Source organism: Bradyrhizobium lupini (genome assembly GCF_040939785.1).
Taxonomy (GTDB): Bacteria; Pseudomonadota; Alphaproteobacteria; order Rhizobiales; family Xanthobacteraceae; genus Bradyrhizobium; species Bradyrhizobium canariense_D.
In genome coordinates, this window is the sequence record NZ_CP162553.1 from 5916706 (window position 1) to 5936146 (window position 19441).

Below are 19441 nucleotides of genomic sequence, written 5' to 3' on the forward strand. Positions count from 1 at the left end.
CGTGCCGTGGTTATTGCTTGACCGCAAAAACCCAAAGTGAGCCGCCGGGCGGGACTTTGGCCAGCCGTTCGTCGCCGGAGAACAGCGAGTAGACGCCGCCATAGCCGCTCGTCACGGCGACATACTGCACGCCGTCCTGCTGCCAGGTCACCGGTTGTCCCTCGATGCCCGAGCCGGTCTGGAACTGCCAGAGCTTCTTGCCGGTATCGGCATCGAAGGCCTCGAACTCGCCGGTCAGCGCGCCCGAGAACACGACACCGCCCGCGGTCGACAGCACGCCGGAGAAGCGCGGAATGTCGCTGGGTGCTTCCCACTTCGCCTTGCCGGTCATGGGATCGATCGCCTTCAGATGACCGCGCGGGCCGTCACCCCATTCCCAGAGATCGGTGAGGTCCATGCCGAGATACCATTCACCCTGCTTGAAGGTGGCGGGTTCGGTCTTGTACCTGCCGCCGAAGGCGAGCGTGTTGGCGTAGGCGAGGCCGGTCTGCGGATTGAACGACATCGGCTCCCAGTTCTTGCCGCCGAGGATCGACGGATAGACGGTCACCTTCTTGCCCTCACGCGCATCCTTCGAGACGTCGGTCTCGATGGGACGTCCGGTCTTCATGTCGATTCCCGTCGCCCAGTTGACCTTCACGTAAGGATTGGCCGCGAGCAGCTTTCCGTTGGTGCGGTCGAGCACGTAGAAGAAGCCGTTGCGGTTGGCGTCCATCAACACCTTGGTCGGCTTGCCCTCGACGTTCATATCGGCGAGGACCATCTCGGCCACGCTGTCATAGTCGAACGGATTGTTGGGCGAGAACTGGTAGTGCCACTTGATCTTGCCGGTCTTGGGATCCATCGCCAGCACGGAGCAGGTGTAGAGGTTGTCGCCCGGGCGTACCGCCGAGTTGAACGGTCCGGGATTGCCGATACCCCAGTAAACCGTGTTCAGCTCGGGATCATAGGAGCCCGTAATCCAGGTCGAGCCACCGCCGAGCTTCCAGGTATCGCCCTTCCAGGTGTCGCCGCCGGGCTCATCCGGAGAGGGGATCGAATGGGTGCGCCACAGGTGCTTGCCCGTTGCGGGATCCCAGCCGTCGATGAAGCCGCGGGTGCCGAACTCGGCGCCGGAGATGCCGGTGATCACGACGCCGTCGGCGACCAGCGGCGCCACCGTCATCGAATAGCCTTCCTTGATATCGGCCGCCTTCTGCCGCCACAGCTCTTTGCCGTCCTTGGCGTCGAGCGCGATCACGTTGGCGTCCAGCGTGGTGCGGAACACCTTGCCCTCATAGAGTGCTGCGCCGCGATTGATGATGCCACAGCAGACGATGCGCGGCGTTTCGGCAGGATACTCGACCTTGGATTTCCAGATCTGCTTGCCGGTCTTGGCGTCGACCGCCATGGTCGCATTGTGCGACGTCACGTAGATCACGCCCTGGTACACTAGCGGCTGCGATTCCTCGCTGCGATCGTCGTTGAAAGAGTAGTTCCAGACCGGGACAAGGTTCTTGACGCTGTCTTTGTTGATCTGGTTCAGCGTCGAGAAACGCTGAAGATTGTAGCCCATCCCGTAGTTGAGAACGTTCGATGTATCGGTCGCGCCTTTGACCAGCTGCTCGCTGGTTTGTGCACTTGCACAAGTCGATGCAAGCATGACGAGGCTCGCGGCCATCGCAAAGCGTTTCATCCGTCCCTCCCAATATGCGCGCCTATTGACGCTGCGACAGCAACACTCCGCCCGAATGCAAAACGCGTCAATACGAAAGTCGTAATTGCGATGCCGATATGGTAGGCGGCGCGGGATGCCGTCACCTGATGGAGGCCTGACAAAGCAACTCTCACTTGTGCGCAGGCGCTGAAGAAATTCCGCGGCATGGAGCAGAGCGCGTGCGCCACGGCAGCGGTCGCGCCGACGGGTTCTGCAAGTTGTGCGGTGCGCAGGCTGCAATTCGGGACTTGAACCGAGGCTCGCTTGTGGACTTATGTCGTTTCGATCCGGTTCGAATCGGAGCTCTTGGTGAGGGAGGTTTTCATGATATCGCGTCGCTCTGTTGCACTTGCGCTCACGATTGCACTGCTGTCCGGTCCGGCATGGTCGGCCTCCGGCAACGCGGTCAAGACGTTCGATACCGACAATGACGGCACCCTCGATCTTGCCGAGGTGAAGAAGGCGGCGGCGGCGTTGTTCGCCAAGCTCGATCCCGATCACGACGGCACGCTCGACGCCCGCGAATTGCGCGGACGGTTAACAGCGAAAGAACTCGCCGCCGCCGATCCCGATCGCGACGGGACTCTCACGCTCGACGAATATCTCTCGGTGGTGGAGCAGCGCTTCAACGCGGCGAATCCCGACAAGGATGGAACGCTGGATGCGAAGGAGCTGAACTCGCGCGCCGGTCGCGCGCTGCTGCGCTTGTTGCGGTGAGAACCGCGCCGCTTGACTGGGAGCGAAGGCGAGTTGCCCGAGAGAGAAATTTGCAAGCGCGATGCGACAGTTCGCTGTGTCAACGGTGCGATTCCAGACTTGCGCTGTGGCTGACGCAGCCCTAGGTTTTCGCCGGCGCGATGTCGCGCTCAATCCCTTGGGAGTCCCCGAATGGCCTGGAAAGCTCCGAAGATCGTGGAAGTGCCGGTCGGCATGGAAATCAACATGTACGCCTGCGCTTTGCGCAAGTAAGACCACAAGTAAGACTGACGACCTGCCGCGGCTTCGATGGCAACCACCGTCGAAGCCGTGGTAGTGTCGGGGATGCGCGCGAGAGCCCTTACATTCTGGACCATAGCCGCCTGCACCGTCGCGCTCGCGCCGGCATGCGTCCGCGCCGAAGAGGGCTTCGATACCGAACACATCTTCGGCTTCATGATCGGTACCGATGTCGGCAATCCCGGCGAGCGCGAATTCCAGACTCAGACGACAGGCCGATTCGGCAAAGGAGGCGGGACCTATCGCGCCCTCTCGCAGGAGGTCGAGATCGAGATCGTGCCGCTGCCGAACTTTCGCATCGAGGTCGGCGGCACTGCCACGCTGCACGACATCACCGGCGTTCCCGATCTCGGCGACCGCCGCCAGTTCAATTTCCAGCGCGCCTCGCTCGACCTGCGCTATCGCCTGCTCGATCGCGAGCGCGCGCCATTCGGGTTGACCGTCGCCGCCGAACTCCATGGCGACCGCATCGACGAGACTTCTGGAGCAAAAGGGCGGATGTACGGTACCGATTTCACGCTCGCCTTCGATCGCGAGCTGATCCCGAACTTCGCCATCGGGGCGCTCAACCTGATCTATCAACCCGAATGGGCGCGTTTCGAGATGGCGGGACTCTCCGAAAAGAGTTCGACCATCGGCGCGGCCTTCGCCGGCCTGGTGCGCGTGCGGCCCGATGTGCTGCTCGGCGGCGAGGTGCGCTACTTCCGGCAGTACGAAGGCATCGGCCTCGGCGAGTTCGCAGGACAGGCGCTTTTCGTCGGTCCGACCGCTTATTTCCAGCTTTCCGAGCGCTCGCGCCTGACCATGAGCTGGAGCATGCAGGCATGGGGCCGGCCGGCCGGATCGGGCGGCAATCTCGACCTCGTCAATTTCGAGCGCCACCAGGCAAGGCTGGTCTTTGGAGTTAATTTCTAGCGCTCGGGGAGAGTTGACAGGCAATTCCCGCTTTATTTCGGGCGGCCGGATTGAAACTTCCCGCTCATCGGAACGTAATCTTTTGTGCTAACTTCATCGCCTCTGCGAGGATCCCGGCATGAACCCGGTCGACCTGGTGGTGACTGTGTGTGCGTTGCTCTCGCCTGCGACCTGCGAGGAGCAGCATCTGGTGTTCAACTATGCGGGGTCGCCGACGCAATGCGCGATGGCTGCCCCGCCCTATATCGCGCAATGGGTTGGCGACCATCCGAAGTGGCAGGCAGTGCGGTGGCGCTGCGAATATCCTCACCCGAACGACAAAGCGTGAGTCGCCGGCGTTATTTCGTGCAGTCCTTCAGATCCTTGTCGGCGATCGAGAACACCGCATCCGCCTTGATCTCGATGTCGCGCACGATGCATTGCCGCGCATTGGGATAGCTGACCCTGGCGTCGTAGCGGCCGGGCTCGACGCCGGTGATGCGCAGCCGCTCGTCGTGGTCGACCTCCTTGTCTTTGTCGTTCAGGCACTGGTTCGGCCCCCACTCGGTCTTCCCGGCCGGGGAGAGCTGGAAGCCGGAGATCGTCTCCGTCGTCAGATTCCAGAGCCGGATACCCTTGCCCTTGGCCTGGGCGAGCGCCGCGCCCGGCATCGCAACCAACAGGATGCCGATCGCAATCAGCGTACGCCGCATGATGACCCTCCCGCGAAGATGTCGTTGGTCCAATTGACCATGAGTTCTCATTGCGATTCAAGCTGCAACGCCGCGAGCTCGGCCCTGATCTTGCCGAGTTCGGCCTCGCTGCGCTCCGCGCGCGGGACGGCAATCGGCACCTCGCGCACGATGCGCGCCGGTCGCGGCGACAGCAAGAACAGGCGGTCGCCGAGCCGGATCGCGTCATCCAGGCTGTGGGTGACGAGCAACGTCATCACCGGACGGCGCGCCACCAGCGTCGCGATCTCGTCGCGCAAACGGCCGGCGAGTGCGTCGTCGAGCGAGGCGAGGGGCTCGTCGAGCACGAGCAGGTCAGGCTCGACGGCAAAGGCGCGAGCGAGCGCGACGCGCCGGGCGAGGCCAAGCGACAGCTCGCCTGGAAAATGACTGCGATGCGCGTCCAGCTCCAGGATCCTGAACAGCTCGGCGAGCTTGGCGTCGGTGACATCGGGTGCCGCAAGCCGCACATTCTGCTCGACCGAGCGCCATGGCAGCAGCCGCGGCTCCTGGAAAACCATGCCGATCCGCGCTTCCGGCGGGCGCGAGACGCGTCCCTCGAAATCGCGGTCGAGGCCGAGGATAATGCGCAGCATCGTGCTCTTGCCGCAGCCGGACGGTCCGATCAGCACGCCGACCTCGCCGAATTGAAGCGCGAAGCTGACCGGCGCGAGCACCTCCTGCGTCCCGCCCGCGGCACTCTTGAACCTCTTGCCTGTGATATCGACCTCAAGCCGCACGGGGTCGCCATCGTGTTGCGCGGGCTTCGAACGGTTGCACCAGCGCGGTCTCGATCACGAGCACGACGGCGGCGAAGGTTAGCGAATAGGCCAGCAGCCGCGGCGTGTCGAACAGCTGGAAGGCGACGCCGATCTCGAAGCCGACGCCGTTGGGTCGCCCCAGGAGTTCGGCGACCAGCACGATCTTCCACACCAGCGACAATCCGGAGCGGGCTGAGGCTGCGATATAGGGCGCCAGTTGCGGCAGCACGACGTGGCGGAAAGCGCGCCAGCGCGGCATCGCGAACACGCTCGCCATCTCGTCGAGCGAGCGGTCGAGCGTGCGCGCGCCCTCGCGCAGGGTGACGATGGCGGTCGGCAACTTGTTGATGGCGATCGCCGCGATCGCTGCGGCTTCGGTGAGCCCGGCCCAAATATAGGCCAGCACGATCACGACCAGCGCGGGCAGGTTCAGGAGCAGGATTAGCCAGGGATCGCCGAGCCGGTCGGCGAGCTTCACCCGTCCCATCAGATAGCCGATGGCGCTGCCGAGCGACATCGCCAGCACGAAGGCGAAGCTTACGCGGGCAAGCGTTGCGCCGAGATGCAGGAACAGCGCGCCGCTCGATGCTTCCGCGACGACGACGTCGAGCACGGCGGGCGGGGAGGGCAGCTTCGCGGCCCCGACGAAGAGGGCGGCGATCCACCAGATCGCGAGCAACAGGGCAAACGACAGAAGACGCAGCACCTCAGTCTCCGGCAACTGCGTGATAGAACGTGCCGGGATCGAGCTCGGCAGCCGGGCCGACGAGGTCGCGGCCGCCGGTCTCGGCCAGCACGCGGTAGAGCACGCGCGCGTCCCTTTCTTCGTCATCGATGCTCCGGCGCGGAATGCCGTCGCGATAGCGCTCGCGATAAGTCTTGAGCAGGGTGGCATCGCTCGTGCCGGTGAGCGGTGCGATCTTGTCCCAGGCGGCATCGGAGGTCACCAGCAGCTGCTTGGCCTTGCGGGTCATCGCGATGAAGCGCGCCACCGCATCGCGATGACTTGCCGCCCAGGTTTCGTCGAAGACATAGCCGACTGCGGAGACCGCGCCCTTGGCGCCGAGTTTCGGCAATATGTCCTCGATACCGGCAAGGCGTCTAAAACCCTTGGCCTCCAGCTGTGCGCAGAAATTCCAGAAATTGAGGCTCGCATCCATCTCGCCGTCGAGCGCCTTGGCGGCGAGCAGAGGCGGAGCACCATAGACGATGGTCACCTCCGATTTCAGGTCGATGCCGTCCTGCTTCATGCGCGCCTGGAGCAGCAGCCAGCTCTTGTCGATGGGACCGCCGCCGACGGCGAGCTTGCGGCCCTTCAAGTCGGCGAGCGACTTGATCGGCGAGGAGGCCGGCACCATCACCGCGCCGAGCGCGCTGGAATAGGGATAGAAGGTGAGCTTGGCGCCAAGCGTGCGCTCGCGAGACACCCACAGCCAGTCGGACAGGATGATGTCGGCATTGCCGGCGCGCAGCGCGATCTTGCCGGCCTCGGGGCTCGCAAGCTCGGCGACGTCGAGCGACAGGTCGGCCTCCTTGTCGAGGCCGTTGGCGCGGATCGCGGCCAGCTCCCAGGAGAATGTTCCGGTCTTCTGCACCGCAAGGCGAATCGTATCCGCGGCGCGGCCGGGCCCGGTTAGCGTCAGCGCCACCGCGAGCGCCAATGATCCACCAAATGTTCTCATCACCTTGTGAGCCGTTTCCTCTGACAGAAGTGCTTTTCAGGACAATACGCATAGCATAGCTTCCGTCGCAACCAGCGGGAGGACGCTCATGAATCTGGCCGGACAGCTACGACCGATTGTCGCCGCATTGGCGGTGTGGGCTGCGACCGCGCTCGCCGCGCAGGCTGAACAGGCCAATGATTATCCGACGTCGGCGCGTGCCGAGTATGTCTATGGCTGCATGAAGGCGAATGGCGAGACCCGGCAGGCGATCGAACAATGTTCCTGCTCGATCGACGTGGTGGCCTCGATCGTGTCCTATGAGCGCTACGTTACCGCAGAAACCGCGCTCAGCATGTCCCAGGTCCGCGGCAATCTCGGCGTCCAGTTCCGCACCTCGGAGCAGGCGAACTCGGCCGTGAATGATTTGAGGCGTGCCCAGGCGGAAGCCGAGGTGAGGTGTTTCTGACCGCTTGGTTGTACGACCACCGTATTCGTCATGCCCGGGCTTGTCCCTGGGCATCCACGTCTTGGCGGCACCTAAGATCGTGGATGGCCGGGACAAGCCCGGCCATGACGACCGGGAGCCCACGTCCCCGGCTTCTCCACGTCCCACTCGTTCCGGAACACGTGTCCGTCCGTGTCCTTGGCTTCCGCGCGAAAACGCTTGGCGCCGTTGGATACATAGGTGAAGCGCAGATTTGGATCTTCCGAGATCGAGATGCCGCCTTCCATCGACAGCACGGGGCTGTCGTCCTGCGTCAGCTTGAGCTGGTTGATGAAGAAGGCGGGAATGTAGAGCTGTGTGACCTGGTCCATCTGCAGGCCGGAATTGTTGGGATGGCCGATCATGATCTGCGCTTCCCGCATGCGGCTCGCCGGGGCCTCCTCGCGCGCGAATTGGCGGTAGCGCATCTGGCCGAGCCGGTTCTGGGCCTCCTCGGCATTCTTCCCTGCTGGTGCCGAGCAGCCGCCGGAGGCCTTCACATAGACTTTCGAGACATAGAGCTGGCCATCGCTGAGCTCGGCCACCGCATGAACGTCGGTGTAATTGTTGACGCGCACGCGGGTCGAGATTTCAGTGACGTTGGCATCCGGTCCGAGCTCGAACTTCGCCGCCATCGGCGCGGGATTACGATCGATCACCAGCGTGATCGAACGGATGCGGCGGGCATCGCCGGGCGAGAGCTTGCTGCGCAGGGTCACCGGCACGATGGCCGCGTCTTCGGCACGATACGGCATCTCGATTCCAATGACATTGCCGCCGTCATTCATCGGACGGTTGCTGAAGATGTCCTGCACCAGGCCCGGCCAGGGATCGTAAGCCTCTTCCGCCTGCGCCGGCACGGCGAATGCAATGCCGAGGAGCAGGGCGATCAGAGGCAGTCGGCGCGTGCATCCCGTCATGGTCATGGTCCCGCGGACGAAGCAACGTTTCACGCATCGTAGCGCGTCCGCTACTCCCATTCAATTTCCGAAAATGCTGCGGTTGCGTTGCGGGCGTTGTAGTCGTCGAACAGCTCCCAGTGCGGCCGTTCCGAGGCGGCGGCCTTGTCTGCAGCGGTTCGGATCGGTTCGCCCTTCTTGTTCGACGCCCGGATGTCCGCCAGCAGTGCCGTCAGATAGCGCCGTTCATCGGTCAGCGCGGCAGGCCATTCACTCACAGGTCCGTGACCGGGAACGACGCGCTGCGCCGGAATGCTCTCGAGTTCCGCGAGGATGCGAAGCCAGCCGCGAATGCTGCCGTCCATCACCGGAATATGGCGGAGGAAGATGAGGTCGCCAGTGAACAGCGTCTTCGTCATCTCATCGAACACGGTCAGGTCATTGTCGCTGTGCCCGGCCGGCCAGGCCCGCAGGGTCAGGCGGCGCGCACCGAGATCGAGCATCAGGGTGTCCGTGACGAGCATTGTGGGCGGCACGATTTTCACGGGAGATATCAATTCGTCGCCCATGATGCGCCTAAAATTGTCGAGATAGTACGGCCCGCGGGCAGCGAGCGCCCGCGGCAGTCGGCTGTGACCGACGAAAATGGTGTCCCCGGGGACGAAAGCCGCATTGCCGAAAACATGGTCGGGATGGCCGTGGGTATTGATGACGTAGCGGATCGGCTTGCTGGTGCGGGCCCGCACCGCCGCCAGCAGCGCCTCGCCCTCGCGAACGCTACCGCCGGTATCAATCACGGCCACCGCATCTTCGCCCACGATGAAGCCGACATTGGCGATGTCGCCCTCGTTCTCGCGGGTCATCAGGGCGATGGTCCCGGAGTGTACGAAGATTCCCGGCGCGACTTCGCTCACAGGCAATTCGGCCGCTGCGGCGCATGCTAGCGTCGCTGTTACCAGGGACAAGGCTGCGATCACGAGAGCGATGCGAGACACTTTTCAGCCTCAGTTCAAAGGTTGCGCGCATTGCACTGCAACAAAGAAAGCCAGCACAAAGTCTGGCAAAACATGGCGCGTCATGCGTTGCATGGCTAGCATTCAAACAAGCCTAGGAGGAAGCGCGATGACGGAGGCCGGACGACATCGTCGCTGGTTGCTTTCACTGAGTATCCTGGTTGCGTCTTGCGCGTTCGGCGACGTCGCCATAGCGCAGACCAACGAGACGGGTGACCTCTCGTTCGAGCTGGTCGACCCCAAGGTGCTGCGCGTCTGTTCCGACCCGCGCAATCTGCCGTTCTCGAATGAGAAGGGCGAGGGGTTCGAGAACAAGCTTGCCGAGCTGTTTGCGGACAAGCTCCAGAAGAAGCTCGACTATGTCTTTTTTCCGCAAGCCACCGGCTTCGTGCGCATGACGCTCGGCTCGCATCGCTGCGACGTCATCATGGGTTTTCCCCAAGGCGACGACCTCGTGCAAGGCACCAATCCCTATTACCGCACGAGCTATGCCTTGGTCGCGAAAACAGGCAGCGGGCTGGAGGAGGTCGACACGCTCGAGGATGCCAGGCTGAAGGGCAAGCATGTCGGCATCGTCGCCGGCACGCCGCCTGCGACCAACATGGCCATCGCGGGACTGATGGGTGATGCAAAGCCCTATCCGCTGATGATCGACACGCGCTACGACAATTCGGCGCAGGCAATGATCGATGATCTCACGGCGGGCAAGATCGACGCCGGCGTGCTGTGGGGACCGATGGCAGGGTTCTACGCGAAGAAGGCGGGGTCGCTTCATGTCACGCCGCTGGTGAAGGAAACCACCGGGCCAAAACTGGTCTATCGCATCGGCATGGGCGTGCGTGGCGCCGACCAGAACTGGAAGCGGCAGCTCAACAAGCTGATCCAGGAGAACCAGGGCGAGATCAACAATATCCTGCTCGATTTCGGCGTGCCGCTGCTGGACGAGAATGATCGGCCGCTCGGCGCGGAGACGGCCAAGAAGGCACCATGAGGCAGACGCCATGAGGCGGCACCTTGCGGCTGCGCTGGTCGCCGCCGTGCTGGTGGCGCCGGTCGTTGCGCAGCAGCAGGAGCCGTTCGAGCCCGAGGGCTATCGCACCGACAACTACCGCGCGCCCGTGCCGGCGACGCTCGGCGAGGCGCGCGTGCTGTCGACGTCAGAAGCCGAGGCGATCTGGCACGCGAAGAGCGGCGCCTTCATCGACGTGCTGCCGCGCGCGCCGAAGCCGAAGAACCTTCCCGCGGGTACCGTTTGGCGCGAGGCGCCGCGCAAAAATATTCCGGGCAGCATCTGGCTGCCGGATACCGGCTACGGCATGCTGCCGCCCGCCATGGACGACTATTTCCAGCGCGGCCTGGCGCGTGCATCACACGGCGATAAGACCGCGCTGCTCGTGATCTATTGCCTGGCCGATTGCTGGATGTCCTGGAACGCCGCCAAGCGCGCGCTCGCGTATGGCTATTCCAACGTCGCCTGGTATCCCGATGGCACCGATGGCTGGGAGCGTGCAAAGCTTCCTACTGAGGAGGCGCAGCCCGAGCGGCGGCCGGAGCAATAGGCAAGAGATCGTCATGCCTGGGCTTGTCCCGGGCATCCACGTTTTTCGTGCCTCGTGGCTGTGCTTGGATGGCCGGGACAAGCCCGGCCATGACGCCCTGTCGCACGTGGGAAGAGGCGAGGAAAAGCTTACTGCTTCTGCAACTTCGTCAGCGTGCCCGTCCCGTTATTGTCGGTCGCAGAGTAGCTCACCCTGTCGCCGGCGTGGACGGCGTCGAGCATCGCGGCATCCTTGGCCTTGTACTCCTGGAGCGCGCCGGCGCCGCCTGCGCTGCCGCCGACTGTGCCCTTCTGCGTCTGCTGGATCGAAATCGTGCTGTTGAGCCGATCTATCCGGGTGACCATTCCGGTCAGATCGTCAGCGAATGCGCTGCTTGCGAGCATGCTGATGGCTGCAGCGCCTGCGAAGATGAATTTCGTGGTTCCCATCGAGGCCTCCCGATGCCTTGGATTACCCGTCGACAAGACATCCTAGACCGATTTGGTTCCGGCATATAGCACGGCGGCAGGTTAATGATCGCCATGGAGGCGCGGGAACCGGCCGCAAGCGGTCAATGAGGCTGACTCTATTCCATTTCCTGCTGGATCACGCGTCCAAGCGCAAACAGCCGCTGGTCGATGGTGGTGGGAACCTCGCAGACGAATCGCACCACCTTGTGGCGGTCCTCGAAAATGCGAGTCTTCCAGATCAGCTCGTTGCTGAGCGCATCGACCTTAGCCTCGTCGCGCGGCGTGGCGCCTTGGAGCGCCTGAAGCTGGACGCTCTCCTCGCGGATCTTGTCGGCGGCTTCGCGCTGCTTGCGGCTGACGCGTTCCAGCCCGCTCATGACCTGCGAGCGCTGAGCGTTGAGCGTGTCGAACAGGCCTGCGAACAGCAGTTTTGCGTTCGTGGTCTTGTCGGCCGCGGAGCCCGCCAAAAACTCCTTCACCAACTTCTCGCCCTCGTCCAGCGGCGTCTTGCGTGCCGACAGTTTGGCGACCAGCGCGCTGACCTTGGCGTCGTCCTTCCATTTGTTCTGCACGTCGTCGAGCGGAGGACCAGCCCATACGGCGGCGAGCGAAATTTCCGGCACTTTGGCCTGAGTGCAGGGCCAATCCGGATAGCGCGGATCGGCCGCGCGTGCCGCCGTGCTCGCGGCTGCGAGCATCAGAGCGGCCATGGCCAGAACCCGAACCGTCATCCTTCGCCTCCCGCAGGGCCCCGTCGCGCCAGCCCGCGCGAGGGATCATAGGCCAGAATCGCGCCGATCATGAAGACGATTGTGCAGGTCGCGACCACCGCCAGCGAGATCCAGTTGATCTGTCCGTACAGCGCGAAGCGGATCAGCTCGACCGCATGGGTGAACGGATTGGCCTCGCAAACATAGTAGAGATATGGGCTGCCCTCCTGCACCCGCCAGAGCGGGTAGAGTGCCGATGAAGCGAAGAACATCGGGAAAATGACAAAATTCATCACGCCGGCAAAGTTCTCCAGCTGCTTGATGCCGGAGGAGATCAGCATGCCCAGCGAGCCCAGCATCAGTCCGGACAGGATCAGGGCCGGCAGCACGGTGAGATAGCCCGATAGGGGAGGGGTGATGTCCCAGAACCAGGCTATCAGCAGGAACGCGTAGACCTGGAGCAGCGACACCGCGGTGCCCGCGAGCAGCTTGCAGAACAACAGGTAGCCGCGCGGCAGTGGGCTCACCAGCAGCGTGCGCATGTTCCCCATCTCACGGTCATAGACCATCGAGAGCGAGGACTGCATGCCGTTGAAGAGCTGGATCATGGCCATCAGCCCCGGCGCGATGAAGACCTCGTAGAGGATGTAGGTCTCGTAGGGCGGGATGATGGAGATGCCGAGCACTTGGCGGAAACCGGCGGCGAAGATGAACAGCCAGACCAGCGGCCGCACCAGCGCCGAGACGAACCGCTCGCGCTGGTGCAGGAAGCGCAGTCCCTCGCGCCAGACAATGCCCGTGAGGCAGGTCATGTATTCGGCGGCCGAGAAGCCGCGCTGCGCCTCGCGCGTGGTGATGCTGCTCATGCGCCGCCGCCCGGCAGGGTCTGCGCGCCGGTCAGGCGCATGAAGGCGGTGTTGACGTCCTGCGCGCCGGCTTCCGCGACGACGCGGCTCATCGGTCCCTGCGCCAGCACCTTGCCCTGATGCAGCACCACGAGATCGTCACCGGCCATGATTTCGTCGAACAGATGCGTGGCCCAGAGTACGCCGATGCCTTGCTCGCTCACGAGCTGGCGCACATGGCTGATGATGTCGGCGCGCGCCTTGACGTCGAGGCCGACGGTGGGCTCGTCCAGCAAGAGCAGGCGTGGCCGATGCAGCAGCGCACGGGCGATCTCCAGCCGCCGCATCTGCCCGCCCGAGAGATCGCGCACCTTGCTGCCGGCGCGCTCGGTAAGCCCGATGCGACCGAGCAGCTCGGCGGCTCGCGCGCCGGCTTCGCGGCGGCTGATCCCGTGGAGTGCGGCGTGATAGAGCAGGTTCTGCGTCAGCGACAGATCGAGATCGAGCGTGCGCGGCTGGAACACGACGCCGAGCAACCGCAGCGCTTCGCCGGGACTCTTGCTGATGTCATGGCCGAAAATGCCGACGCGGCCGGACTGGATGCCGAACAGGCGCGTGATCAGCGAGAACAGCGTGCTCTTGCCCGCCCCGTTGAGGCCAAGCAGGGCCGTGAAGCTCGCGGCCTGCACGTTGAAGGACACGTCCATCAGCGCGCGGCGCGGTCCATAGGCGTGGCTGACGTCGTCGATCGATAGCGCGGGCACGGTCGCCGGATCGGGCCTTGGTGTTTCGCGTTGTTCGGCGATGGGAACAGGGCTGGTCATGGCGCGATCGTGATACCCCAGGGCAGTTCGCCCACTTGAATGGTCTTGATCACCTTTTGCGCGGCGACGTCGATGACGGAGACGTCGTTCGAGACGCCATTGGTGGTGAGCAGAAATTTTTCGTCCGGCGTGAATGCCATGTGCCAGACCCGCTGTCCCACCAGCAGATATTTCGTCACCTTGCGCGAGGCGGTATCGACCACGGCGACGCGATTGGCGGGACCGAGCGCGATGAAGGCGGTCTTGTCGTCCCGGGTCATGCCGATGCCAACGGGCTGGATCGCCTCTTTCCTCAACCCCGGAATCTCGAAATTGATCTTGCCGGTCACCTCGTGCTTTCCGGGGTCGATGATCGAGACGGTGCCGCCGATCTCCGAGGACACCCACAATTCGGAAGCGTCGTGCTTGAATTCGGCAAAGCGCGGTCGCGCGTCGACCAGCACGTTGGCGACGATCTGGCGCGACGACGTGTCGATGAAATGCGCCATGTTGGTGGTCTCGGACGTGTTGATCAGCGTCTTGCCGTCCGGGCTGATGGTCATGCCCTCGGGCTCGACGCCGACCTGGATGTCGCCAAGGCGAGCGCGCTTCTCGAGGTCGATCACGGTCACTGTGTTGTCGTTCTCGTTGGCGACATAGAGGACCTTGCCGGCGGCATCCTGGGCGAACAATTCAGGGTCGGGACCGGAGGGCAGGCTGTCCACCACGGTTTGCGTCTTCGCGTCGATCATCTGGATCGTGTCGTCGTCGCCGACCGCGACCATCACGAACTTTCCGTCGCGCGTGAAGTCGATGCCACGCGGGCGCTGGCCGACCTTGATGGTCTTGGTCACCGTCCAGCTTTCGGTATCGATCACCGACACCGTGTTGCTCTTCTCGTTCGAGACATAGGCGATGAACGCATGCGCCGGCGCTGCCGCCAGCGCCAATCCGGACAGCAACCCAACACGCCACGCGCGGAACGTCCAAGTCCTCACTTTAATGTCCTCACTTCAGCTTGCATTTGCTCTCCGGGCGGTCATAGCCGAGCGTGTCGAGCTCGGAGACCTGGTGCAGGAAACCTTCTTGCGGCGACACCGACACCACCATGCGGCCATCGACCAGCAGGATCGGCTGGCGCAGCTGCAGGTTCCAGTCGCGCAAGGTCAGCTTCGTGCCCTTGAAGGCGGCGACCGAGAACTCCGGGCCCTTGATGAAATCGGTGACCTTCTTGACCTCGCCGGAATTGGTGCGCGACGTGGCCTCTCCGATCATGCGCACGGCGGTCCACGCCTGCATGTCGAGCGCAGTCATCCGCCGCGCGTTGAGCTTGACGAAGCGGTTCTGCATCTGGATCGCGCCCCACTGGTCCTGCGCAGCGTCCCAGCTCCGCGGCACGAGGCCGGCCGAGCCCGCGACAGGCCGTGGATCCCAGGTGCGATAGGGCAGGTAGGCGCCGAACACCTCGCTCTCGTCAGCGGCGACCAGTACATCATAGGCCGGAGCTTGTTGCGTGAACACCGGCATCTGCCGCTGGATCAGCGTCACGCCGGAGTCCGTGCGGCGCGCGCCGCCTTTGTCTTCGAAGCTGCGCTCCTGCACGATCTTGGCGCCGAACCGCGTCGCGGTGCGCCGGAGCGCATCGGCGAACAGTCTGTCCTCGTCATGCGAGCCAACCACGAGCAGCCAGCGCTTCCATTGCTTCCACACCAGATACTGACCGAGCGCATCGGCCAGCATTGCGCGCGTCGGCGCGGTGTGGATGACGTTGGCACGGCAATCGGCCTCGCGCAGCCGCTCGTCGATCGCGCCGGCGTTGAACAGCAACGTGCCGCGCTCGCGCAGGGCGTCGGCGACCTTCAGCAGCGTGTCGGCCGGCAGGTCGGCGATGATGAAGCCGTTGCGTGCGGCGAGCTCTGTCGCGGCCTGCACGGCATCTTCGCCCTCCTTGATACGACGCTCCTCCAGCGCAAATCGCTGGTTGAGGAATTTGCCGGTAGTGTTGTTGTCCTCGATGGCCAGGCGTGCGCCGGCAACGCCGTCATTCTCCGCGGGCTGCTCGACCAGCGACAGCGTTGATCTGGTGCCGGCGATTCCGAGATAGCCGACGCCGATCATGACAGGGTCGGCTGCGAGCGCACTCGTCGCAGCAAAACCCAGGCAGATCAGGCCGACCAACCATCGGATCATGTTTCCTCCAGATGTTCTCCCCGGCTTGACCGCCGATGGAGAATTGTCTCTGCTAAAGCATGACCGATTTGTCAGGGCATGCAACCCCGCATTTCGTCCTCACGCCGCCACGCCGGGAATCACGATCATGCGAGCGCTGATATGTTTCGCCGCTTTGCTGTTGACGGGCTCGGCCGCATTCGCCGATCCGCCGAAACTCGCGGTGTTCGATTTCGAACTGATCGACACCAGCCTGCCTGGCGAGTTCTACGGCTCCAAGCCCGAGGAAGCGCGGCTCGACCTCATCAGCGAGCAGTTGCGCAAGGCACTGGTTGAGTCAGGCAGGTTCCAGCTGCTCGATATCGCGCCGGTCCGGGACGCGGCCCGTCACGCCAATCTGCAGGCCTGCGGCGGCTGCGACCTCAAGCTTGCCGGGCAGCTGGGTGCCGATTTGGAAATCACCGGCATGGTGCAGAAGGTCTCGAACCTGATCATCAATCTGAACATCTACCTGCGCGACGTGAAGACCGGCAACATGATCACGGCCGCCAGCGCCGATATGCGCGGCAACACCGATGAATCCTGGACGCGCACGATGAGCTATCTGATCCGCAACCGCTTGCTGGCGCCGAACTACGGCAAGCCGTGAGGGAGATATTTACCCCTTCAATCGCTCCGCATGCCAGTGCAGGTGATCGCCCATGAAGGTCGAGATGAAGTAATAGCTGTGGTCGTAGCCCGCCTGCCGCCGCAGCGTCAGCGGAATGTTGGCCTTGGCACAGGCCGCCTGCAGCAATTCAGGACGAAGCTGCTCTTTCAAAAAGTTATCGGCCTCGCCGACGTCGACGAGGAAGCCTGAAAACTTCGCGCCGTCCTCGATCAGCGCCACCGTGTCGTGGCTGCGCCAAATGTCCTTGTTCGGCCCGAGATAGCCGGTCAACGCCTTGATGCCCCAGGGCACGAGCGACGGCGCGACGATCGGCGCAAAGGCGCTGGCCGCGCGAAAACGGTGCGGGTTGCGCAGCGCGACCGTCAGCGCGCCATGGCCGCCCATCGAATGGCCCATCACCGATTGGCGCTTCGCATCGACCGGAAAATTTTCCGCCACGAGTTTCGGCAGTTCGTCGGTGACGTAGCTCCACATGCGATAATTGCTTGAAAACGGCGCTTCCGTCGCGTCGACATAGAAGCCGGCGCCAAGACCGAAATCATAGGCATTATTGGCATCGCCGGGCACGTCGGGGCCTCGCGGGCTGGTGTCGGGCGCGACGAAGATCAAGCCGAGCTCGGCGCAGGCTTTGCGGAATTCGCCCTTCTCGGTGACGTTGGCGTGCGTGCAGGTGAGGCCGGAGAGATACCAGACCACAGGCAGCTTGGCGCCCTGTGCGTGCGGGGGAACATAGACCGAGAACGTCATGTCGGTTCCGGTCGCCTGGCTGGCATGGCGATACACGCCCTGCACGCCGCCATAGGATGTATTGGTCGAGACAGTCTGGATCGTCATGCCGTTATGCTCCGTGGCATCAAACCACATCAGGATTGCAACGCTTGTGTGACCGAATTCGCGGCGGCCGTCAGGCCACGCCGCTGTCGATCGCCAGCCGCACCAGCTCGACAGAGGTTTTCACCCCGAGCTTCTGGCGCATGATGGACGAGGTGTTGGCGACAGTCTTGTAGGACGACTGCACCAGCCAGGCGATCTCGGATAGGCTCTTTCCGGCGCTGAGCAGCCGCAAAATCTCCATCTCGCGCGCGTTCAGCTTCGACAGCGGGCTTTGCGCCAGCGCGGGTCCCGCAAAGGCGATGCTGCGCGCGATCGCGCTCGGCAGATAGGTGCCGCCGCCGCCGACGGTGCAGATCGCCTCGACGAGATCGTCGGGGTCACCGGTCTTGGAGACATAGCCCTTGGCGCCGCACTCGATCGCCCGCGCGGCAAAAGCAGGGTCGTCGTTCATGCTGAACATGATGATCCGGGCCTCGGGCGCGCGCTCGAGGATGCGGCGCGCGAGCTCGAAGCCGGACACGGTCGGCAGGTTGATGTCGATGATCGAGAGGTCGGGGCGCTCGACGATGAAGACGCACTCGCCGTCTTCGGCGTCGGCGGCCTCCAAAATCTCGATCTCGCCCTCGTCCGCCAGCACGGCACGGCAGCCGGAGGCGACGATGGGATGATCGTCGACGATCAAAATGCGCATAGGCGTTCCTCGCGACAGCGTCTTGGCCTGTTTCGCGCCCGGCCGGGATTGCTGTACGCTTTCGATTAGATATCGGGCGCTTCGCCTCTGTCAACGTTATCGGACAGGCGCAGGCCAATCCTTCGCGGCGGGGACGGGCGATACCAATGTGGCAAAATCTATCCTTGCGCGGGCGCATCAACCTGCTGGTGGCGCTGCTGCTGGCGCTGGGACTCGCCGTGAATATCGGCCGCCAGGTCGCGGAAGCCGGGCCGCGCGTGCAGGCCGAGGACCAGAGCGTGATCCGGCTCGCGCGCGAATTCATCGAGATGATCGTTGCGGATCTCAACGAGGCGCCCGATCCGGATGCCAGGCTGAACCAGATTGCGCGCGACCTCAGCCGCCTGCGCCATGTCAGCATCGCGCTACGGGACGAAGCCGGCCGTCCGCTGACGCAGCCCCGGACCGACGCCGATGACGACACCCGCGCGCCGCCGGCCTGGTTCGTCAGCCTGGTTCATCCCGAGCAGACCGCGGTGAGCGTGCCCGTCTCGATCCATGGCAAGCCGGGTTCGCTGCTGATCACCTCCCATCCCGATGACGAGATCGCCGAGATCTGGGACGCCATCGTGACCCAGCTCGAGGTCGGCTCGGTGATCGCGCTGGCGCTGTTCCTGGTGATGATGAATGTGATCGGCCGGGCATTGGCGCCGCTCCAATCCCTTGCGGACGTGATGGCCGAGCTCGAAGACGGGCGTTATCAGGCGCGCGTCGCGCCGGGCGGCGCGCCGGAACTCGCCGCGATCTGCACCAAGCTCAACCATCTTGCGGCAACGCTCAGTGACGCCATCGAGGACAAGCGGCGCCTCGCCGAGCGAACGGTGTCGCTCCAGGACGTCGAGCGCAAGGAGATCGCGCGCGAGCTCCATGACGAGTTCGGGCCATACTTGTTCTCGCTACGCGCGCATGCCAGCGCGCTGGCGAAGCAGGCGGACGGACGCGCCCCGAATGCGGAGGCCGTGCGAAAACACGGCAGTGCCATGCTGGAGCAGATCAACGCGCTTCAGCAGTTCAATCGCCGCGTGCTGGAGCGCCTCCGGCCAGTCGGCCTGGCCGAGCTCGGCCTGCGCCAGGCGCTGGAATCGCTGTCGCGGCTGTGGCGGGAGTCGCATCCCGATGTCACCATCGAGACCGTGATCTCGCCGGCGCTTGGCGTCACCGGGGAGACCGCCGACCTCACCATCTACCGCATCGTGCAGGAGGCGCTCACCAACGTGTTCCGCCACGCCGGCGCGACTTCGGTTAACGTCGTCATCGAGCCGGTGGCGGAGGCGGCAAGCGACGGCCGCAGCTGTGCCCGGGTGCGGGTCAGCGACAATGGCCGCGGCATGGAGCCCGGCCAAAAGCTCGGCTTCGGGCTCGTCGGCATGCGCGAGCGGATTCTCGCGCTGGGCGGCACGCTCAACGTCGTCTCGGGTGACGGTGGTCTGACCGTAGAGGCCCTGGTCCCGACGGCAGCGGCCTGATCGCGTCGGGAAAAATTCCCGATTTGGTCGGGAAAATTGGTGCGATACGGCCCGACCTTTTGTGGCTG

At 63.9% G+C, this 19441-nt stretch carries 24 protein-coding genes; 9 read left to right on the forward strand and 15 right to left on the reverse strand.

What is annotated here, in order from left to right:
• Positions 1–10: 10 nt before the first annotated feature.
• On the reverse strand, positions 11–1675 hold the full coding sequence (locus AB3L03_RS28035) for a methanol/ethanol family PQQ-dependent dehydrogenase (RefSeq protein WP_085350564.1): 1665 nt from the start codon (positions 1673–1675) through the stop codon (positions 11–13).
• A gap of 345 nt (positions 1676–2020) precedes the next feature.
• On the opposite strand from AB3L03_RS28035, the gene AB3L03_RS28040 reads away from it, so the two are divergent.
• The 4 genes from AB3L03_RS28040 (at position 2021) to AB3L03_RS28055 (ending at position 3935) form a co-directional block, all read left to right on the forward strand.
• Positions 2021–2413 (forward strand): EF-hand domain-containing protein, encoded by a 393-nt coding sequence (locus AB3L03_RS28040; RefSeq protein WP_026233996.1) that lies wholly within the window; start codon positions 2021–2023, stop codon positions 2411–2413.
• Positions 2414–2584: 171 nt separating this feature from the next.
• Positions 2585–2665: a pyrroloquinoline quinone precursor peptide PqqA gene (gene pqqA, locus AB3L03_RS28045; protein ID WP_018460299.1), complete on the forward strand. Its 81-nt coding sequence runs from the start codon at positions 2585–2587 to the stop codon at positions 2663–2665.
• Positions 2666–2701: 36 nt separating this feature from the next.
• Positions 2702–3607, forward strand: coding sequence for a hypothetical protein (locus tag AB3L03_RS28050; protein ID WP_368507356.1), 906 nt, complete (start codon positions 2702–2704; stop codon positions 3605–3607).
• A gap of 118 nt (positions 3608–3725) precedes the next feature.
• Complete coding sequence (locus AB3L03_RS28055) at positions 3726–3935, forward strand: hypothetical protein (protein ID WP_368507357.1); 210 nt, start codon at positions 3726–3728, stop codon at positions 3933–3935.
• Positions 3936–3945: 10 nt separating this feature from the next.
• Here AB3L03_RS28055 and AB3L03_RS28060 read toward each other — a convergent pair whose 3' ends face one another.
• From AB3L03_RS28060 to AB3L03_RS28075, 4 genes are read right to left on the reverse strand one after another with little or no spacing between them, the layout of a single operon-like run.
• On the reverse strand, positions 3946–4299 hold the full coding sequence (locus AB3L03_RS28060) for a hypothetical protein (RefSeq protein WP_085350566.1): 354 nt from the start codon (positions 4297–4299) through the stop codon (positions 3946–3948).
• 47 nt (positions 4300–4346) lie between these two features.
• On the reverse strand, positions 4347–5057 hold the full coding sequence (locus AB3L03_RS28065) for an ABC transporter ATP-binding protein (RefSeq protein WP_368507358.1): 711 nt from the start codon (positions 5055–5057) through the stop codon (positions 4347–4349).
• The gene (locus AB3L03_RS28070) at positions 5047–5784 is read right to left on the reverse strand and encodes an ABC transporter permease (RefSeq protein ID WP_368507359.1); all 738 of its coding nucleotides are present in this window, start codon (positions 5782–5784) and stop codon (positions 5047–5049) included. Before AB3L03_RS28070 ends, AB3L03_RS28065 begins: the two co-directional genes overlap by 11 nt.
• Before the next feature lies 1 nt (position 5785).
• Positions 5786–6760 (reverse strand): ABC transporter substrate-binding protein, encoded by a 975-nt coding sequence (locus AB3L03_RS28075; protein WP_368509085.1) that lies wholly within the window; start codon positions 6758–6760, stop codon positions 5786–5788.
• Between the two features lie 88 nt (positions 6761–6848).
• Between AB3L03_RS28075 and AB3L03_RS28080 the strand changes: the two genes are divergently transcribed.
• The gene (locus AB3L03_RS28080; RefSeq protein ID WP_368507360.1) at positions 6849–7208 is read left to right on the forward strand and encodes a hypothetical protein; all 360 of its coding nucleotides are present in this window, start codon (positions 6849–6851) and stop codon (positions 7206–7208) included.
• A gap of 71 nt (positions 7209–7279) precedes the next feature.
• Here the strand turns inward: AB3L03_RS28080 and AB3L03_RS28085 are convergent, their stop codons facing one another.
• Both AB3L03_RS28085 and AB3L03_RS28090 read right to left on the reverse strand, forming a co-directional pair.
• On the reverse strand, positions 7280–8146 hold the full coding sequence (locus tag AB3L03_RS28085) for a quinoprotein dehydrogenase-associated SoxYZ-like carrier (RefSeq protein WP_368507361.1): 867 nt from the start codon (positions 8144–8146) through the stop codon (positions 7280–7282).
• Positions 8147–8196: 50 nt separating this feature from the next.
• The gene (locus AB3L03_RS28090; protein WP_368507362.1) at positions 8197–9120 is read right to left on the reverse strand and encodes a quinoprotein relay system zinc metallohydrolase 2; all 924 of its coding nucleotides are present in this window, start codon (positions 9118–9120) and stop codon (positions 8197–8199) included.
• Between the two features lie 127 nt (positions 9121–9247).
• Here AB3L03_RS28090 and AB3L03_RS28095 point away from each other — a divergent pair, with 127 nt between their 5' ends.
• Both AB3L03_RS28095 and AB3L03_RS28100 read left to right on the forward strand, forming a co-directional pair.
• Positions 9248–10129 carry a substrate-binding domain-containing protein gene (locus tag AB3L03_RS28095; protein WP_085350572.1) on the forward strand — a complete coding sequence of 294 codons (882 nt, stop codon included), beginning with the start codon at positions 9248–9250 and terminating at the stop codon, positions 10127–10129.
• 10 nt (positions 10130–10139) lie between these two features.
• Positions 10140–10697 (forward strand): PQQ-dependent catabolism-associated CXXCW motif protein, encoded by a 558-nt coding sequence (locus tag AB3L03_RS28100; protein ID WP_085395381.1) that lies wholly within the window; start codon positions 10140–10142, stop codon positions 10695–10697.
• 128 nt (positions 10698–10825) lie between these two features.
• On the opposite strand, the gene AB3L03_RS28105 is transcribed toward AB3L03_RS28100, so the two are convergent.
• From AB3L03_RS28105 to AB3L03_RS28130, 6 genes are all read right to left on the reverse strand, one after another.
• Complete coding sequence (locus AB3L03_RS28105; protein WP_085395379.1) at positions 10826–11125, reverse strand: copper-binding protein; 300 nt, start codon at positions 11123–11125, stop codon at positions 10826–10828.
• 137 nt (positions 11126–11262) lie between these two features.
• Positions 11263–11877 carry a hypothetical protein gene (locus tag AB3L03_RS28110; protein ID WP_026233992.1) on the reverse strand — a complete coding sequence of 205 codons (615 nt, stop codon included), beginning with the start codon at positions 11875–11877 and terminating at the stop codon, positions 11263–11265.
• Positions 11874–12722: an ABC transporter permease gene (locus AB3L03_RS28115; protein WP_018460286.1), complete on the reverse strand. Its 849-nt coding sequence runs from the start codon at positions 12720–12722 to the stop codon at positions 11874–11876. The genes AB3L03_RS28110 and AB3L03_RS28115 overlap by 4 nt, the downstream gene beginning before the upstream one ends.
• Positions 12719–13525 (reverse strand): ABC transporter ATP-binding protein, encoded by an 807-nt coding sequence (locus AB3L03_RS28120; RefSeq protein ID WP_368507363.1) that lies wholly within the window; start codon positions 13523–13525, stop codon positions 12719–12721. The genes AB3L03_RS28115 and AB3L03_RS28120 overlap by 4 nt, the downstream gene beginning before the upstream one ends.
• Positions 13522–14502, reverse strand: coding sequence for a YVTN family beta-propeller repeat protein (locus AB3L03_RS28125; protein WP_026233991.1), 981 nt, complete (start codon positions 14500–14502; stop codon positions 13522–13524). The genes AB3L03_RS28120 and AB3L03_RS28125 overlap by 4 nt, the downstream gene beginning before the upstream one ends.
• A gap of 10 nt (positions 14503–14512) precedes the next feature.
• Positions 14513–15694 (reverse strand): ABC transporter substrate-binding protein, encoded by a 1182-nt coding sequence (locus tag AB3L03_RS28130; RefSeq protein WP_018460283.1) that lies wholly within the window; start codon positions 15692–15694, stop codon positions 14513–14515.
• A 127-nt stretch (positions 15695–15821) separates the two neighbouring features.
• Here AB3L03_RS28130 and AB3L03_RS28135 point away from each other — a divergent pair, with 127 nt between their 5' ends.
• Positions 15822–16322, forward strand: coding sequence for a DUF3280 domain-containing protein (locus AB3L03_RS28135; protein WP_085350576.1), 501 nt, complete (start codon positions 15822–15824; stop codon positions 16320–16322).
• 9 nt (positions 16323–16331) lie between these two features.
• Here AB3L03_RS28135 and fghA read toward each other — a convergent pair whose 3' ends face one another.
• On the reverse strand, positions 16332–17177 hold the full coding sequence (gene fghA / locus AB3L03_RS28140; protein WP_018460281.1) for an S-formylglutathione hydrolase: 846 nt from the start codon (positions 17175–17177) through the stop codon (positions 16332–16334).
• Between the two features lie 70 nt (positions 17178–17247).
• Complete coding sequence (locus tag AB3L03_RS28145) at positions 17248–17868, reverse strand: response regulator (protein ID WP_368507364.1); 621 nt, start codon at positions 17866–17868, stop codon at positions 17248–17250.
• Between the two features lie 146 nt (positions 17869–18014).
• Here AB3L03_RS28145 and AB3L03_RS28150 point away from each other — a divergent pair, with 146 nt between their 5' ends.
• Positions 18015–19373 carry a histidine kinase gene (locus AB3L03_RS28150; protein WP_368507365.1) on the forward strand — a complete coding sequence of 453 codons (1359 nt, stop codon included), beginning with the start codon at positions 18015–18017 and terminating at the stop codon, positions 19371–19373.
• Positions 19374–19441 lie beyond the last annotated feature (68 nt).

Coding starts and splice junctions, on each gene's coding strand:
- AB3L03_RS28130 (WP_018460283.1), bottom strand. CDS start 15,694: ATGATCCGATGGTTGGTCGGCCTGATCTGCCTGGGTTTTGCTGCGACG.
- AB3L03_RS28060 (WP_085350566.1), bottom strand. CDS start 4,299: ATGCGGCGTACGCTGATTGCGATCGGCATCCTGTTGGTTGCGATGCCG.
- AB3L03_RS28145 (WP_368507364.1), bottom strand. CDS start 17,868: ATGCGCATTTTGATCGTCGACGATCATCCCATCGTCGCCTCCGGCTGC.
- AB3L03_RS28105 (WP_085395379.1), bottom strand. CDS start 11,125: ATGGGAACCACGAAATTCATCTTCGCAGGCGCTGCAGCCATCAGCATG.
- AB3L03_RS28150 (WP_368507365.1), top strand. CDS start 18,015: ATGTGGCAAAATCTATCCTTGCGCGGGCGCATCAACCTGCTGGTGGCG.
- AB3L03_RS28085 (WP_368507361.1), bottom strand. CDS start 8,146: ATGACGGGATGCACGCGCCGACTGCCTCTGATCGCCCTGCTCCTCGGC.
- fghA (WP_018460281.1), bottom strand. CDS start 17,177: ATGACGATCCAGACTGTCTCGACCAATACATCCTATGGCGGCGTGCAG.
- AB3L03_RS28120 (WP_368507363.1), bottom strand. CDS start 13,525: ATGACCAGCCCTGTTCCCATCGCCGAACAACGCGAAACACCAAGGCCC.
- AB3L03_RS28100 (WP_085395381.1), top strand. CDS start 10,140: ATGAGGCGGCACCTTGCGGCTGCGCTGGTCGCCGCCGTGCTGGTGGCG.
- AB3L03_RS28055 (WP_368507357.1), top strand. CDS start 3,726: ATGAACCCGGTCGACCTGGTGGTGACTGTGTGTGCGTTGCTCTCGCCT.
- AB3L03_RS28035 (WP_085350564.1), bottom strand. CDS start 1,675: ATGAAACGCTTTGCGATGGCCGCGAGCCTCGTCATGCTTGCATCGACT.
- AB3L03_RS28050 (WP_368507356.1), top strand. CDS start 2,702: ATGGCAACCACCGTCGAAGCCGTGGTAGTGTCGGGGATGCGCGCGAGA.
- AB3L03_RS28080 (WP_368507360.1), top strand. CDS start 6,849: ATGAATCTGGCCGGACAGCTACGACCGATTGTCGCCGCATTGGCGGTG.
- AB3L03_RS28115 (WP_018460286.1), bottom strand. CDS start 12,722: ATGAGCAGCATCACCACGCGCGAGGCGCAGCGCGGCTTCTCGGCCGCC.
- AB3L03_RS28135 (WP_085350576.1), top strand. CDS start 15,822: ATGCGAGCGCTGATATGTTTCGCCGCTTTGCTGTTGACGGGCTCGGCC.
- AB3L03_RS28075 (WP_368509085.1), bottom strand. CDS start 6,760: ATGAGAACATTTGGTGGATCATTGGCGCTCGCGGTGGCGCTGACGCTA.
- pqqA (WP_018460299.1), top strand. CDS start 2,585: ATGGCCTGGAAAGCTCCGAAGATCGTGGAAGTGCCGGTCGGCATGGAA.
- AB3L03_RS28040 (WP_026233996.1), top strand. CDS start 2,021: ATGATATCGCGTCGCTCTGTTGCACTTGCGCTCACGATTGCACTGCTG.
- AB3L03_RS28095 (WP_085350572.1), top strand. CDS start 9,248: ATGACGGAGGCCGGACGACATCGTCGCTGGTTGCTTTCACTGAGTATC.
- AB3L03_RS28110 (WP_026233992.1), bottom strand. CDS start 11,877: ATGACGGTTCGGGTTCTGGCCATGGCCGCTCTGATGCTCGCAGCCGCG.